This is a genomic window from Kitasatospora sp. NPDC094016 (assembly GCF_040304045.1).
Lineage (GTDB): Bacteria > Actinomycetota > Actinomycetes > Streptomycetales > Streptomycetaceae > Kitasatospora.
This window is the reverse complement of sequence record NZ_JBEOUK010000005.1, coordinates 203,350-217,010: the sequence shown is the minus strand read 5'-3', so window position 1 is coordinate 217,010 and position 13,661 is coordinate 203,350. Positions and strand designations below refer to the sequence as shown.

General features: G+C 73.9%; 12 protein-coding genes and 1 tRNA gene. 2 read left to right on the top strand and 11 right to left on the bottom strand.

Going from position 1 to position 13,661, the window contains the following annotated elements; genetic code table 11:
- Positions 1-88: 88 nt before the first annotated feature.
- From ABT015_RS07605 to ABT015_RS07585, 5 genes are all read right to left on the bottom strand, one after another.
- Positions 89-1,657 (bottom strand): amino acid permease, encoded by a 1,569-nt coding sequence (locus tag ABT015_RS07605; protein WP_402451446.1) that lies wholly within the window; start codon positions 1,655-1,657, stop codon positions 89-91.
- A 210-nt stretch (positions 1,658-1,867) separates the two neighbouring features.
- Positions 1,868-3,388, bottom strand: coding sequence for a penicillin-binding transpeptidase domain-containing protein (locus ABT015_RS07600; protein ID WP_350877709.1), 1,521 nt, complete (start codon positions 3,386-3,388; stop codon positions 1,868-1,870).
- Positions 3,388-4,752: an FtsW/RodA/SpoVE family cell cycle protein gene (locus tag ABT015_RS07595; protein WP_350877708.1), complete on the bottom strand. Its 1,365-nt coding sequence runs from the start codon at positions 4,750-4,752 to the stop codon at positions 3,388-3,390. Before ABT015_RS07595 ends, ABT015_RS07600 begins: the two co-directional genes overlap by 1 nt.
- Positions 4,753-4,937: 185 nt before the next feature.
- Positions 4,938-5,621 (bottom strand): ABC transporter, encoded by a 684-nt coding sequence (locus ABT015_RS07590; protein ID WP_350877707.1) that lies wholly within the window; start codon positions 5,619-5,621, stop codon positions 4,938-4,940.
- Positions 5,618-6,463, bottom strand: coding sequence for an ABC transporter ATP-binding protein (locus tag ABT015_RS07585; protein ID WP_350877706.1), 846 nt, complete (start codon positions 6,461-6,463; stop codon positions 5,618-5,620). The genes ABT015_RS07590 and ABT015_RS07585 overlap by 4 nt, the downstream gene beginning before the upstream one ends.
- A gap of 186 nt (positions 6,464-6,649) precedes the next feature.
- Between ABT015_RS07585 and ABT015_RS07580 the strand changes: the two genes are divergently transcribed.
- Both ABT015_RS07580 and ABT015_RS07575 read left to right on the top strand, forming a co-directional pair.
- Positions 6,650-7,969, top strand: a complete 1,320-nt coding sequence (locus tag ABT015_RS07580) for a VWA domain-containing protein (RefSeq protein WP_371517392.1) — start codon at positions 6,650-6,652, stop codon at positions 7,967-7,969.
- Positions 7,970-7,971: 2 nt separating this feature from the next.
- On the top strand, positions 7,972-8,871 hold the full coding sequence (locus ABT015_RS07575; protein ID WP_350877705.1) for a peptidase: 900 nt from the start codon (positions 7,972-7,974) through the stop codon (positions 8,869-8,871).
- A gap of 249 nt (positions 8,872-9,120) precedes the next feature.
- Here the strand turns inward: ABT015_RS07575 and ABT015_RS07570 are convergent.
- From ABT015_RS07570 to glp, 6 genes are all read right to left on the bottom strand, one after another.
- A tRNA-Ala gene (locus tag ABT015_RS07570) sits at positions 9,121-9,194 on the bottom strand.
- Positions 9,195-9,276: 82 nt separating this feature from the next.
- Positions 9,277-10,401, bottom strand: coding sequence for a divisome protein SepX/GlpR (gene sepX / locus ABT015_RS07565; RefSeq protein WP_350877703.1), 1,125 nt, complete (start codon positions 10,399-10,401; stop codon positions 9,277-9,279).
- 149 nt (positions 10,402-10,550) lie between these two features.
- Positions 10,551-11,135, bottom strand: a complete 585-nt coding sequence (locus tag ABT015_RS07560; RefSeq protein WP_380345730.1) for a GNAT family N-acetyltransferase — start codon at positions 11,133-11,135, stop codon at positions 10,551-10,553.
- 38 nt (positions 11,136-11,173) lie between these two features.
- Entirely contained in the window at positions 11,174-11,677 is a 504-nt protein-coding gene (locus ABT015_RS07555; RefSeq protein ID WP_350877702.1) for a MogA/MoaB family molybdenum cofactor biosynthesis protein, read from the bottom strand.
- 38 nt (positions 11,678-11,715) lie between these two features.
- The gene (gene moaC, locus ABT015_RS07550) at positions 11,716-12,156 is read right to left on the bottom strand and encodes a cyclic pyranopterin monophosphate synthase MoaC (RefSeq protein ID WP_350877780.1); all 441 of its coding nucleotides are present in this window, start codon (positions 12,154-12,156) and stop codon (positions 11,716-11,718) included.
- Positions 12,157-12,309: 153 nt separating this feature from the next.
- Complete coding sequence (glp, locus tag ABT015_RS07545; protein ID WP_350877701.1) at positions 12,310-13,650, bottom strand: molybdotransferase-like divisome protein Glp; 1,341 nt, start codon at positions 13,648-13,650, stop codon at positions 12,310-12,312.
- Between the last annotated feature and the right edge of the window lie 11 nt (positions 13,651-13,661).

Genomic DNA, 13,661 nt, shown 5'->3' with positions numbered 1-13,661 from the left:
CATGGCGTGGGGCACGTAACAGGAGGTGGCATGAGGGGGGCCGCCGGGTGTCGTGGTCGGTGGCCCCTCATGTCCGGATTCGTCCGGCTCAGCTGTTCCGGTGGCCGGTGGAGCTGTCCGCCGTGGCGGCCTGTGCCTGCTGCTCCAGCTTGGAGTGCTTGATGCTGTAGCCGAAGTAGACGAGCACGGCGACGGCGAGGGCGATCGCGCCGGCCCGGAAGGTGTCGGCGTGCAGGCCGGTGATCAGGTAGGCGCAGAAGGCGACGCTGAGCAGCGGGACGACCGGGTAGCCGGGGACCTTGAAGCCGCGCGGCAGGTCGGGCTGGGTGCGGCGCAGGATGATCACGCCGATCGAGACGACCGAGAAGGCGATCAGCGTCCCGAGGCTGGTGATGTCGGCCAGCTCCTTCAGCGGGACGAAGGCGGCCAGCGCGCCGACGCCGAGGCCCACCACGAGGGTGTTCCAGACCGGGGTGCCGGTGCGCGGGGAGAGTTCGGCGAAGCGCTTGGGCAGCATGCCGTCGCGGCCCATGGAGTACAGGATGCGGGTCTGGCCGTAGATCACCACGAGGGTGATGCTGAAGATCGAGATGATCGCGCCGATCGCGAAGACGATCGAGGGCCAGGTCTGGCCGGTGATGTCCTGGAGGATCTGGGCGAGGCCGGCCTCCTGGCCCTCGAACTTCTGCCACGGCTGGGCACCGATGCCGGCGAGGGCGACCAGGATGTAGAGCAGGGTCACCACGACCAGCGAGATGATGATCGCCAGTGGCAGGGTGCGGCGCGGGTTCTTGACCTCCTCACCGGCGGTGGACACGGCGTCCAGGCCGATGAAGGAGAAGAAGATGCTGGAGGCGGCGACCTGCACGCCGCCGATGCCGAGCGGCATGAACGGGGTCAGGTTGCCGGAGTGGAAGCCGGTGAGCGCGATGCCGACGAACAGCAGCAGGATCAGGATCTTGATCCCGACCATGGCCGCGTTGACCTTCACCGACTCGCTGACGCCGCGGGTGAGCAGCACGCAGACCATCGCGACCAGCAGCAGCGCCGGCAGGTTGAACCAGTGGGTGGCGTCCGGCGCGCCGGACAGCTGGTCCGGGATGGTGAAGCCGAAGGCCAGGTCGAAGAACTTGTTCAGGTACTCGGCCCAGCTCACCGCGATCGCGGAGGCGGAGACGCCGTACTCCATCAGCAGGCAGATGCCGACGCCGAACGCGACGCCCTCGCCGAGGGTGGCGTAGGCGTAGGAGTACGAGGATCCGGAGACCGGGATCGCGGAGGCCATCTCGGCGTAGCAGAGCGCGGTGAGTCCGGCGGTGACCGCGGCGAGCACGAAGGACAGGATGACGGCCGGCCCGGCCGAGGGCACCGCGCTGCTGAGCACGAAGAAGATGCCGGTGCCGATGGTGGCGCCGATGCCGATCGAGGACAGCTGCCAGAGGCCGATCGTGCGGCGCAGGTGGATGCCGGAGCGTCCGCCCTCCTCGGGCGCACCGGCCGGGAGGCCGTCCCGGCCCTCGCTCTCGGCGATGAGGGACGAGACGGGCTTGCGTCGCAGCAGACGCGCACCGAGAGAGTTGCTGGTCACAGCTGCGGTCCTTCTGGGCGGGGGAGGGTGTCCTGGCGGCCGGTCACTCGACGCGCCATGGGGTGTCATCGGGGACCAACCGAACAAAGATGGGACAGTACCCCGCGAAAGCACCAGTGTCGCAAACGAACAGTCCGGATCGGCGCATTGTACGAATTGGCGCATGAGTCTATACAAACCGGACACTTCGCAGACGGCGGATTTACCGTCCAGCAGCTAAAGCGGCAGCTCGGCGGCGGTCGGTCGGCTGACCGACTCGACGGCGGTCGATCGACCGGCTCAGCGGCCCAGCACCGCCCGCATCACCGAGCGGGCGATCGGCGCGGCCAGCCCACCGCCGGTGACGTCCGTGGCGTCACTGTCCGCGATCACCACGGCCACCGCCACCGGCGGCACCGCGTCCGAGCCCGCGGGCTTGGCCCAGGAAATGAACCAGGCGTACGGCGTCCCGCTGTTGTCCACCCCGTGCTGCGCGGTGCCGGTCTTCCCGCCGACCACCGCGCCGCCGATCCGGGCGTTGCCGCCGGTGCCGTTCTCGACCACGTCGGTCATCAGCTTCTGCACCTGCCCGGCCACCGCCGGGGTCATCGCCCGCCGGTACACGGCGGGTTTCATCAGCTGCACGGCGGTGCCGTCGCCCTTCGTCAGCTTGTCCACGAGCTGCGGACGCATCACCGTCCCGTCGTTGGCGATCCCGGCCGCGACCATCGCCATCACCAGCGGGGTCGCCGCGGTGTCGAACTGCCCGATCGAGGAGAGCGCCAGCTGCGACTGGTTCATCGTGGTGTCGAAGTTGGACCGGGCCGGGCGCACCGGCATGTCCAGCCTGGCGTCGTTGAAGCCGAAGTCCTCGGCCATCGCCACCATCGGGCCCAGCCCGGTCCGCACCCCGAGGTAGCCCAGCACGCTGTTGCAGCTGTAGACCATCGCGGTGTCCAGCGACTGGCCGGGCCGGTCGCACGCCGAGGTGTCGTTGACCAGCGGCGTGGTCGTCCCGGGCAGCACGTACGGGTACGGCGCGTCGGTCGGCGCGTCGGGGTCGGTGACCACCCCGGCCGCGAGCGCGGCCGCCGCCGTGACCACCTTGAAGGTCGAGCCCGGCGGGTAGGTCTGGCGCAGCGCCCGGTTGAGCATCGGCTGGTCGGTGTCGGCCTGCAGCCGGTTCCAGGCGGCCTGGTCGGCCGCGGCGGAGCCGGCGAAGCTGCCCGGGTCGTAGGACGGCGTGCTGGCCAGGGCGAGGATCCGGCCGGTGGCCGGCTCGATCGCGGCCACCGCGCCCTTCTGGCTGCCGAGCCCGCGCACCGCGGCCTCCTGGGCGGCCCGGTTCAGGGTGGTGTAGACGTCCCCGCCGGGGTTCTGCCTGCGGGCGACGGCGTCCCAGACCGCCCAGCCGGCCAGTCTGCTGTCCGTCCCGGACAGCAGGTCGTCCTCGACCCCCTCCAGCTGGGTGTTGCCGTACGCCTGCGAGGCGAAGCCGGTGACGGCCGCGTACGTCGGGCCGTCGGTGTAGGTGCGCTTGTAGTCGTACCGGCCGCCGGTGGGTTCGGAGCCGGTCACGGTGTCCGCGCCGACCCGGATGTTGCCGCGCGGCTGCGAGTACCGCTCGATGGTGAGCCGCTGGTTGGCGGCGTTGTGGTTGAGGTCCTTGGCCTGGAACACCTGTACCCGGGTGGCCTGGACGCACAGCGCCGCGACCAGCAGCAGGCAGAAGACGCCCGCGCGGCGCCCGGTGACGGAGATGCCGGGCAGGCCCTGCGGCCCGTTGCCCCGGGCGCGCGGACGGGAGCGGATGCGCGCCATCAGTCCTCCTCCGAAACGGACCCGGACACGGGCAGCACCGGGGCCGGGGCCGGCCGGCGCGCGATGTCGCTCATCCGCACCAGCAACGCCACGATGATCCAGTTGGTGACCACCGAGGAGCCGCCCTGCGCGACGAACGGCAGCGTCATCCCGGTCAGCGGGATGAGGTCGAGCACCCCGCCGGCCACCACGAACACCTGGAGGCCGACGATGGCGGCCAGCCCGATCGCCAGCAGCCGCCCGAACGGGTCGCGCAGCGCGATGCCCGTCCGGAACCCCCGGGAGATCAGCAGCGCGTACAGCAGGAACACCGCGACGAGCCCGGTCAGGCCGAGTTCCTCGCCGATGGTGGCGAGGATGAAGTCCGACTTGGCGGCGAAGCCGATCAGCACCGAGTGCCCGTTGCCGAGCCCGGTGCCCAGCTCCCCTCCCCAGGCGAAGGCGAACAGCGACTGGGCGATCTGGTTGGCGCCCTTGCCCGCCGCGATCGAGCCCAGCGGGTCCAGCCAGTCCGTCACCCGGCTGTGCACGTGCGGCGACAGCCAGCCCACCGTGACCGCCCCGACCGCCGCCAGGGCCAGCCCGATCGCGATCCACCCGGTGCGCGCGGTGGCCACGTACAGCATCACCACGAACAGGCCGAAGAACAGCAGCGAGGTGCCGAGGTCCGTCTCCAGCACCAGGACGCCGACGAAAGCCGCCCAGATCAGCAGCACCGGCCCGAGCACCCGGCCGCGCGGCAGCTGCCAGCGCCAGACCCGGCGGCCGGTGAGTGCCAGCGCGTCCCGGTGCACCGCCAGGTAGGCGGCGAAGAAGACGGCCAGCAGGATCTTGGCGAACTCGCCCGGCTGGAAGGACAGCGGCCCGATGACGATCCAGATCCGCGAGCCGTACACCGGCGGGAAGAAGATCGGCAGCACCAGCAGGACCAGCGCCACCAGCGCCCCGAGGTAGGCGTACCGCTGCAGCCGCCGGTGGTCGCGCACCAGCAGCACGACGGCGATGAACAGTGCCACCCCCAGGCTCGACCAGAGCAGCTGGGTGGAGGCCGCGCCGACGCCCGAGGTGGCGCGGTCGAGCCGGTAGATCACCACCAGGCCGATGCCGTTGAGCAGCACCGCGATCGGCAGCAGCAGCGGGTCCGCGTACCGGGCCCGCCGGCGGACCACGGCGTGCGCCAGCAGGGCGAGCACGCCGAGCGCGGCGCCGTACTCGGCCGCGTCGGCCGGCACCCTGCCGTCCAGGTTGACGCCGACCTCGACGTAGCCGAACACGGCGATCAGCACGGCGGCCAGGACCAGCAGCAGTTCGGTGGTGCGCCTGGTCGGCACCGGCCGGCTCGGCCGGGCTGCGGTTCTCGTCACGGCGGGGGGTGTCGCCACGGACCGTCCTGGGGGTCGCGGGAGCCGGAGCGCTGTTCCGGGGGATGCCAGTCGGGATGGACCGGCGGAACGAAGCCGGTTCACCCAGGTTCGTCACCCTAACGAGCACTATCCATATTTATCGGCTTTTTGCTGCGGTGTGTCCGCTCTTGGCGTGAATCCTCCGCTCACTCGGGCCGCCGTCCGGCCAGCGCCGCCGCCCCGGCCGCCGCCGCGGCCAGCAGGACGGCGGCGAGCGGCAGTTCCGCCCACGGCACGGCGACCCGGCCGGTGCGGGCCGCGGAGACCAGACCGCGGACCGCCGCGTTGGCCGGCGAGAGCGGCGCCACCAGCGCCAGCGCGGCCAGCACCAGTGCCACCGCGATGCCGTACTGCGGCCGCGCCAGCACCGGTCGGTTCGCCAGCGCCCCGGCCACCACCCCCAGCAGCACGCACACCACCGCGGCCGACGCCCCGGCCGCCAGCGCCGGTGCGACCGGCGGCTGCCGCTCCACCCCCGGGTTGGCCACCGTCCCGCTCAGCCACCACAGCGCCGCCACCTCGGCCGCCGCCAGCACCAGCCCGGCCGTCAGCGCCGCCAGCAGCGCGCCCAGGTGCACCCGCAGCGGCCCCGCCGCCGCGACCAGGCAGGCCCGCGAGGCCGGCGGCTCCGCCCCGAGCGCGCTGCGCACGTACCAGGCACTCACCGGCAGCAGCACGGCCGCGCCGTAGCCGAGGTCGCCCAGCAGCGGGTTGCCCGCCGACACGCCCACCACCAGCAGCAGCGCGTACGCCAGGAACGGCGGCAGCCAGGCGTGCGAGCGCACCAGCAGTTCCAGGTGGTACCGGGTCAGCGCCCCGACCTGCCTCACCGCCGCCCCTCCCGCTGCCGCACCGCCAGCACCCGGACGGCCGGGCGGCCGAGCAGCAGCCGGCGCAGCAGCGCCTCCGTGTGCGCGGCCGGCACCGTCAGCCGCACGGCCGTGCCGGCCAGCGGGGTGAGCCGCGGCGCCCCGGGCAGCCGGGGCGGCAGCGGGGTGCCGTCCGGGACGTCCACCTCGACCTCCATCGCCGGGCCGCCGTCCGGCACGGGCCCCGCCTCCTCGACGGGCCGCAGCGCGCCGTCCGCGCCGACCCGGTAGGCGGCGCTGGTCAGCCCGGCCAGCCGGGCCGGGTCGTGGTCGACGAACAGCACCGTCCCGCCGTCCGCCGCCCGCTCGGCGGCCGCCTCGTCCAGCACCGCCCTGGCGTCGGGGTCGAGCCCGGTCCAGGCCTCGTCCAGCAGCAGGACCGGGGCCTGCGCGAGCAGCGCCTGCGCGACCGCGACCTTCTGGCAGGTGCCCTTCGACAGCCGGCTCAGCGGCGTGCCCGCCCGGTCCGCGATGCCGAAGCGGTCCAGCCAGTCCCCGGCCCGCCGCCGCGCCCGCTCCGCCGACAGCCCGTGCACCCGGCCCACCCGCAGCAGGTAGGAGGCGGCGTCGAACGGCAGCGCGGGCGGGAAGCGTTCGGGCACGTAGGCGGCGCCGCCCGGGCGGGCCACCCGCCCGGCGGTCGGCCGCTCGATCCCGGCCGCCAGCCGGAGCAGCGTCGACTTGCCGCTCCCGTTCGCCCCGGCGATCCGCACCAACTCCCCGGGCCCGACGGCGAGATCGACCCCGCGCAGGACCCACCGCCCGCGCCGCCCGTACCGTTTTCCGACCCCCGTCAGCTCCACCGCGCCCCCATTCCCGCCCGGACTCGCACGAAACCCGCACGGAAGGCTATCCGGCCCGGGTAGGGCGGACGTAAGTCCGCGCAGGCCCGACGGCCTTTCCACGCGCCGGAGTTCACGCCGCGACGGGGTGGTGCACGATCCGGTCTCGTTTGGCCATCGCGAACTGATGATCCCTAGGATCACCGGGTGACTACCGGACGACGACCAAAGACCAGGCTCGGCAGCCTGCTGGGCGCCCTGGCGATAACGGGCGCCTCGCTGCTCATCGGCCTGCCCGCCCACGCCGACGAACCATCAGCCGGCGCCGCCGCGCCCAAGGAGGCCCCCAGGGTCGACCTCGTCCTGGACGTCAGCGGCTCCATGAACGAGCGGGACATCCAGGGCAAGAGCCGGATCTCGGTGGCCCAGCAGTCGCTGAACGACGTGATCGACGCGCTGCCCGCGGAGACCGAGTTCGGCATCCGCACCCTGGGCGCGAACTACCCCGGCAACGACAAGACCCAGGGCTGCCAGGACACCAAGCAGCTGTACCCGGTCGGCAAGACCAACAAGGTCGAGGCCAAGACGGCCGTCGCCACCCTGCGGCCCACCGGCTGGACCCCGATCGGCCTGGCCCTGCGCGGCGCGGCCCAGGACCTCGGCAAGGGCGAGACCACCCGCCGGGTGGTGCTGATCACCGACGGCGAGGACACCTGCACCCCGCCGGACCCCTGCGACGTCGCCCGTGAACTCGCCTCCCAGGGCATCCACCTGGTCGTCGACACCCTCGGCCTGGCCCACGACGACAAGACCCGCCAGCAGCTGCTCTGCATCGCCAACGCGACCGGTGGCACCTACACCGACGTCCGCACCCAGGAGCAGCTCACCGACAAGGTGAAGCAGCTGGTCGACCGCTCCAACGACACCTACGCGGTGACCCCGGTGAAGACCTCCGGCGCCGACAAGTGCGAGAGCGCCCCGGTGCTCGCCCCGGGCGTGTACAGCGACCGCGAGAAGTTCTCCGAGCACCGCGTCTACAAGGTCCCGGTCAAGTCCGGCCAGGAGCTGCGCGCCTCGGTCAGCGTCGGCCTGGACCGCGCGGTGGCCCGGGACTACGGCGTCCTGCTGCAGGCCACCAGCGCGACCGGCCAGGAGCTGGTCCGCGGCACCGACGCCGGCAGCAGCCGCACCGACGTGATCTCCACCGGCCTGCGCTGGTCCACCAGCGACTCCAAGGGCTACATCACCACCGGCCCGACCTCCTCGTCGAGCGCCAAGCCGGAGACCACCGTCTGCCTGGTCGTCAGCAACTCGCTGGCCCCGCAGGCCGGCGTCCAGGCCGACCCCGGCCTGCCGCTGGAGCTGACCGTCGACCTGGCCACCGCCTCGTCCGCCCCCGAGGGCGCGGCGATGGGCCTGGGCCGCGGCTGGATCCTGCTGCTCACCCTCACCCTCGCCGGACTGCTGTTCGGCCTGGTGTTCGGCTGGATCGCCCGCTGGCGGATCTCTGTCTGGCGGGAGAACTGACCATGCGACCGACCACGCGATCGACCACGCGCACGACCCTTCGCGGCGCCCTCGCCGCCCTCGCCCTGCTGCCCGCCCTCGCGCTGGCCGCCCCGGCCGCCTCCGCCGCCTCCCCCTCGCCCTCGGCGAGCGCGAGCGGCGCCCCGGCCCCGGCCACCAAGGCCGGCACCTCCTTCCTGACCGCGACCAACCTCTCCCCCGGCCAGGACGCCAACGTCGCCGCCTCCACCGGTGACTACCTGTACTGGGCGTTCGGCGCCTCCGAGGGCCAGACCCCGACGATCGGCCTGACCGTCAACCTGGCCCCCGCGACCGACCGGCACGGCCCGCAGACCTGGTCCGCCGAGGTCTTCGACGGGCTCCGCCGCCGCCAGTCCTGCACCGCCGGCACCCAGAACGCCACCGGCGACCAGAACACCGGCACGCTCACGCTGAGCTGCACCCTGCGCGAGGTCCGCTCCTGGGCCGAGCCGTGGTCCGGCGACCCGCTGCCCGGCACCTACTACGTGCGGCTCTCGGTCAGCGACGTCCCGCAGACCGACCTGGGCCTGGCCACCTCCGTCCAGCTGCACGTCAGCGCCAAGGGCAACGCGGACAACGCCCAGCCGGAGGGCGGCGAGCTCAAGGCCCCGCTGGTCCCGCCGGCCGGTGGCGGCGCCGCCACCGCCAAGGCGGCCGCCCCGGTGGCGGCCGAGGAGCACTGGTACACCGGCTGGTTCTCCGGCTGGAACAGCCGCTGGTACTGGACCATCGGCGGCGGCGCCCTGGCCGCCCTGGCGGGCGTCCTGGGCTACAACCTGACCCGGCACCCCCGCGGCTACCGCCCGCCCCGCTACGGCGCCGTCCCGCCGCAGTCCGGCGCCCCCCAGCCCGGCCCCTACGCCGGCTCCCAGCGCCCCTGACCCACCCCGCCCCACCCCGAGGGCCGGCCGGACTCCCCGGCCGGCCCTCGGCCGTTCCCGCTCCGGTTCCCGCTCCGGTTCCCGCCCTTGTCCCGCCCCCACTCTCACCCGCGACCGACCGTCAGTTCACGGCCCCGCCCCACCGTGACGGTCGTCACACGGCCAACTCCCGCATCCCCGCGCCGAATCGCCCCCCGGACAACGCAGAAGCCCCGCCCGGTCTGACGACCGGGCGGGGCCCTTGTTGGGTGGAGCTGAGGGGATTCGAACCCCTGACCCCCTCGATGCGAACGAGGTGCGCTACCGGACTGCGCCACAGCCCCAACGAGAAGAAACTCTAGCACCTTTCGGAGGGGGCCCGTGACCACCCCCGGGGATGCGGTGCTGGTCCGGGGGCCGGGGAGGTCACTCGTTGGCCGCGCGGGGGCGGGCCTCCGGGGCCGACGGCTCGGCGTACTGGTCGAACAGCGGGGTGTTGCGGGTGGACTCGGCGGGGCGGCCCGCGGTCCAGGTACCGGGAGCCGTCAGGTCGAGGCCCCGCGAGACCCGGGGGGCGACCGGCGCCGTGACGTACGTCGGCAGCGGGACGGGCACCGGCTCCCAGGAGTCCGGGCCGGCCGCGCCGCGCTCGCGCATGCCGTCGACCCACTCCTCGTGCTCGGTCGCCTCGGCCACCGCGGAGGCGGACGGCGCCGAGACGGCGGCCTCGCCGGGGTCGGCGGCCAGCCGCAGGTGCGGACGGCGTCCGGCCCGCCCCTCGGCCGCCGGGGCCTGGGCGCGAGCCGGGGCGTGGGCCCGGGCGTGGGCCTGGGTGTGGACCTGGGTGTGGGCCTGGGTGTCGACGGCCTCGGCGGGGACGCTCCGGGCCGCGGCGCGCTGCTGCTCGCGCTTACGCAGCCGCTCGGCCGCCTGGGCGGCCCGGGCACGGTCGAGCTTCACCTCGTAGCGCTGGCGCTCCAGCTTGCGCAGGTGGCCGATGTACAGGGTGAGGAGGATCGCCGGGACGGCCGGGACCCAGAGGAAGGCCAGTCCGGCCACCGCCGCGACCACGGCGCCGAGCGCGAAGCCCAGGAAGAGGGCGGTGACCATCCGGCGCCGGCGGGCCAGCAGCCGGGCCCGGCGCTGCGCCCCGCCGTGCGGCGCGGAGCCCGGACGCTCTTCCCGGGCACCCCGCTCGGGCGCGGCCTCGGACCCGGCCGTGGACACCGGCTCGGGCGGGGGCTCGACGGAGGCCGATGACTCGGGCTCCACGGCGGGCGGCGCGGAGTCCGCCGCGGGGTCGCCGGAGGCGGCCCCGTCCCGTCCGGGAGGGCCGTCGCTGCTGTGCTCGTCGTCACGCGGTTCGTCGCCCAGGGCCCGGGCTGCCCGCCGCTCCAGCCCCGAACGCCCGGCCAGCAGGCGGATGGCGGTGCTGAAGCGCTCCGTCGGGCGCGCCTCGTTGAGTTCGTCCTGCCTGCGGAGCCACATCGGCACCAGATAGGCGGCCCAGGCCCCTACGATGACGGCGTAGATAAGGCCGCTACTGCTCACGATCCACACCGTACGGGCGCCGGGAAGGCCTGGCAGCAATTTGGCTCGGCGTGTCGTGTGATCAAGCTGATTCTCCGACTATTTTGCCGGTATTTGTGCCAGTCCGACATCGCGGCGATGCCATATCGATATTTTTTTCGAACATATATTCAATTACTTGACTCGTGACCTGAACTGATCGACCGCCAGCGTTCCAGCATCCCCTCCGGCACCTCCTCGGCGGTCAGCGCGTACACCAGGTGGTCCTGCCAGGCGCCGTCGATGTGGAGATAGCGCGGGCGGATTCCCTCCGAGCGGAAGCCGAGCTTTTCCACCACGCGGCGGCTCGGGCCGTTCTCCGGGCGGATGCAGACCTCGATCCGGTGCAGGCCGAGGGTGCGGAAGCAGTGGTTGACGGAAAGCGCCACGGCGGTCGGCATGATGCCCCGGCCGGCCACCGCCTCGTCGATCCAGTACCCGACGTTCGCCGAGCACATCGAGCCCCAGGTGATGCCGCCGACGGTCAGCTGGCCGACCAGCTGGCCCTTGTAGAGCACCACGAAGGGCAGCATCCGCCCGGCCGAGCCCTCACCGCGCAGGAAGCGCACCATCTGCCGGAACGTCGGGCGCGGCCCGGCGGCCTGCCCGGCCGGACCGGGCGGGACGGTCGCCTCCCAGCGACGCAGCCAGTCCCGGTTGCGGAGGCTGACCTCCTGCCACTCGCGCTGGTCGCGGGCCCGGATCGGGCGCAGCACGACCTCCCCCTCGTGGAGTTCTACCGGCCAACCGGCGTTCAGTGCGTTCTCCCGGAAGCTGGTGCGTCCGGCCGGGGGTGGTCCCCGCCGCCGAGCTGGTCGACGGCGTGGGCGAGCAGCGGTTCGAGGACGGCCAGGCCGTCCTTGACGCCGCCGGTCGAGCCCGGCAGGTTGACGATCAGGGTACGTCCGGCGAGCCCGGCCAGCCCTCGGGAGAGCGCCGAGGTCGGCGCCTTCTCCCGGCCGTACGCGCGGATGGACTCGGCGATGCCGGGGACCTGCCGGTCGATCACCCGGGCGGTCATCTCCGGGGTGAGGTCCATCGGCGAGATGCCGGTGCCGCCGGTGGTGAGCACGACGTCGTAGCCGGCCGCGACGGCCTCGCGCAGGACGGCCTCCACCGGCTCGCCGTCCGGGACGACCCGGGGGCCGTCGGCGGTGAAGCCCATCGCGGTCAGGCCGGCCACCAGCAGCGGGCCGCCCCTGTCCTCGTAGACGCCGGCCGAGGCCCGGTTGGACACGGTGACCGCAAGGGCCCTCATCCGCCCGTGTCCCTCGGTGGTGGGCTCGTTCCGCCCGCTCACTCGCCCGCCTCCGGCGCGAACCAGTCGCCGCTCTTGCCGCCGGTCTTGCTGAGCACCCGGACGGACTCGATGGCGGCGCCCTTGTCCACGGCCTTGACCATGTCGATGACGGTGAGGCCGGCCACCGCGACGGCGGTCAGCGCCTCCATCTCGACGCCGGTGCGGTCGGCGGTCCTCACGGTGGCGGTGATCTCGACGGCGTCGTCCGCGACCGTGAGGTCCACCGTGACGCCGGAGACGGCGATGGGGTGGCAGAGCGGGACCAGGTCGGGGGTCTTCTTGGCGCCCATGATCCCGGCGATCCGGGCCACCGCGAGGGCGTCGCCCTTGGGCACGCCCTCGCCGCGCAGCAGCTCGACCACCTTCGGGGAGACCCGGACCCGGCCGGCCGCGACGGCGGTGCGCGCGGTGGTGGCCTTCTCGGAGACGTCGACCATCCGGGCCGCGCCCTGGTCGTCGACGTGGGTGAGGCGGTCGCCGGGGGCAGGTGTCGTCACGGGTGGCTCCAGGGGCGCGCAGGTGGAATACCGCGCTACCGTACAGCTCCCCCGCCCCACCCCGTGGGAGGGGCCTGGTCCGCGGGACATGTCCTAGGAACCGAGCAGGACCACGTCGACCTCGCTGCCGGCGGGCAGGGCGGTGACGGCCTCGGGGACGGTGATCAGGCAGTTCGCCCGGGCCAGGGCGCCGACCAGGTGCGACTCGGCGCCGCCCACCGGCTCGACGGTGCCGTCCGCCGCCGAGTAGCGGCCGCGCAGGAACTGCCGGCGGCCGGCCGGGGAGCGCAGCGCCGCCGGGCAGAGCGCGCGGACCACCGGGCGGTGGACGTCGGCGGCGCCGAGCATGGTGCGGATGACCGGGCGGACGAACAGCTCGAAGGAGATGTAGGCGCTGACCGGGTTGCCGGGCAGGGCGAGCAGCGGCACGCCGGCCGGGCCGCCGATCCGGCCGAAGCCCTGCGGCTTGCCGGGCTGCATCCGCAGCCTGCGGAAGTCGACGCCGCCGTAGGACTCGAAGACCTCCTTGACCACGTCGTACGCGCCGACGCTGACCCCGCCGCTGGTGACGATCAGGTCGGCCCGGCCGAGCTGGTCCTCCAGGACGGCGCGCAGCCGGTCGGCCCGGTCCGGGACGGCGCCGACCCGGTAGGCGATGGCGCCGGCGTCCTGGGCGGCCGCGGTGAGGGTGAAGCTGTTGGAGTCGGAGATCTGCCCGGGGCCGACCGGCTCGCCGGGCTGGACCAGCTCGCTGCCGGTGGACAGCACCACGACCCGGGGGCGCGGGCGGACCTTGACGGTGGCGCGGCCGATCGCGGCGAGCAGGCCGAGCTGGGTGGGGCCGAGCCGGGTGCCGGCCGCCAGGACCTCGGTGCCGGCCGCGACGTCGCTGCCGCGGCGGCGGATGTGGGCGCCCTCGGCGACCGGGCGCAGGACGCGGACCTCCTCGTCCTCGACGGGCGCGGTCATCGCGTCGGCGGGCACTCCGGTGCCGGTGCCACCGTCGGTCCATTCGACCGGGGCGACGGCCTGGGCGCCGGGCGGGACGGGGGCGCCGGTCATGATCCGGGCGGCCTGGCCGGGCCCGACCCGGGGCAGTTCGCCCGCGCCGGCCGCGATGTCGCCGACGACGGCGAGCACCGAGGGGTACGGGTCGGTGGCGCCGGCGGTGTCGGCGGTGCGCACGGCGTAGCCGTCCATCGAGCTGTTGTCGAAGGGCGGCAGGTCGCCGTCGGCGAGGACGTCCTCGTCGAGCCGGCAGCCCTGGGCGTCGAGCAGTTGCAGCTCGATGGCGGGCAGCGGGCCGACCGCGGCCAGGACGTCGGAGAGGTGTTCGTCCACCGTCCAGAGGCGGGGGGCCGCCGGTGCCGGGTCCGTGGTTCCGTCGCAGCAGGCTGCGGCGGATCCGGTGGTGTGTCGGGTGGACCCGGTCATCGGCGGCTCGC

Coding starts and splice junctions, on each gene's coding strand:
- ABT015_RS07555 (WP_350877702.1), bottom strand. CDS start 11,677: ATGAGGGCCCTTGCGGTCACCGTGTCCAACCGGGCCTCGGCCGGCGTC.
- moaC (WP_350877780.1), bottom strand. CDS start 12,156: ATGGTCGACGTCTCCGAGAAGGCCACCACCGCGCGCACCGCCGTCGCG.
- glp (WP_350877701.1), bottom strand. CDS start 13,650: ATGACCGGGTCCACCCGACACACCACCGGATCCGCCGCAGCCTGCTGC.
- ABT015_RS07575 (WP_350877705.1), top strand. CDS start 7,972: ATGCGACCGACCACGCGATCGACCACGCGCACGACCCTTCGCGGCGCC.
- ABT015_RS07600 (WP_350877709.1), bottom strand. CDS start 3,388: ATGGCGCGCATCCGCTCCCGTCCGCGCGCCCGGGGCAACGGGCCGCAG.
- ABT015_RS07605 (WP_402451446.1), bottom strand. CDS start 1,657: ATGACACCCCATGGCGCGTCGAGTGACCGGCCGCCAGGACACCCTCCC.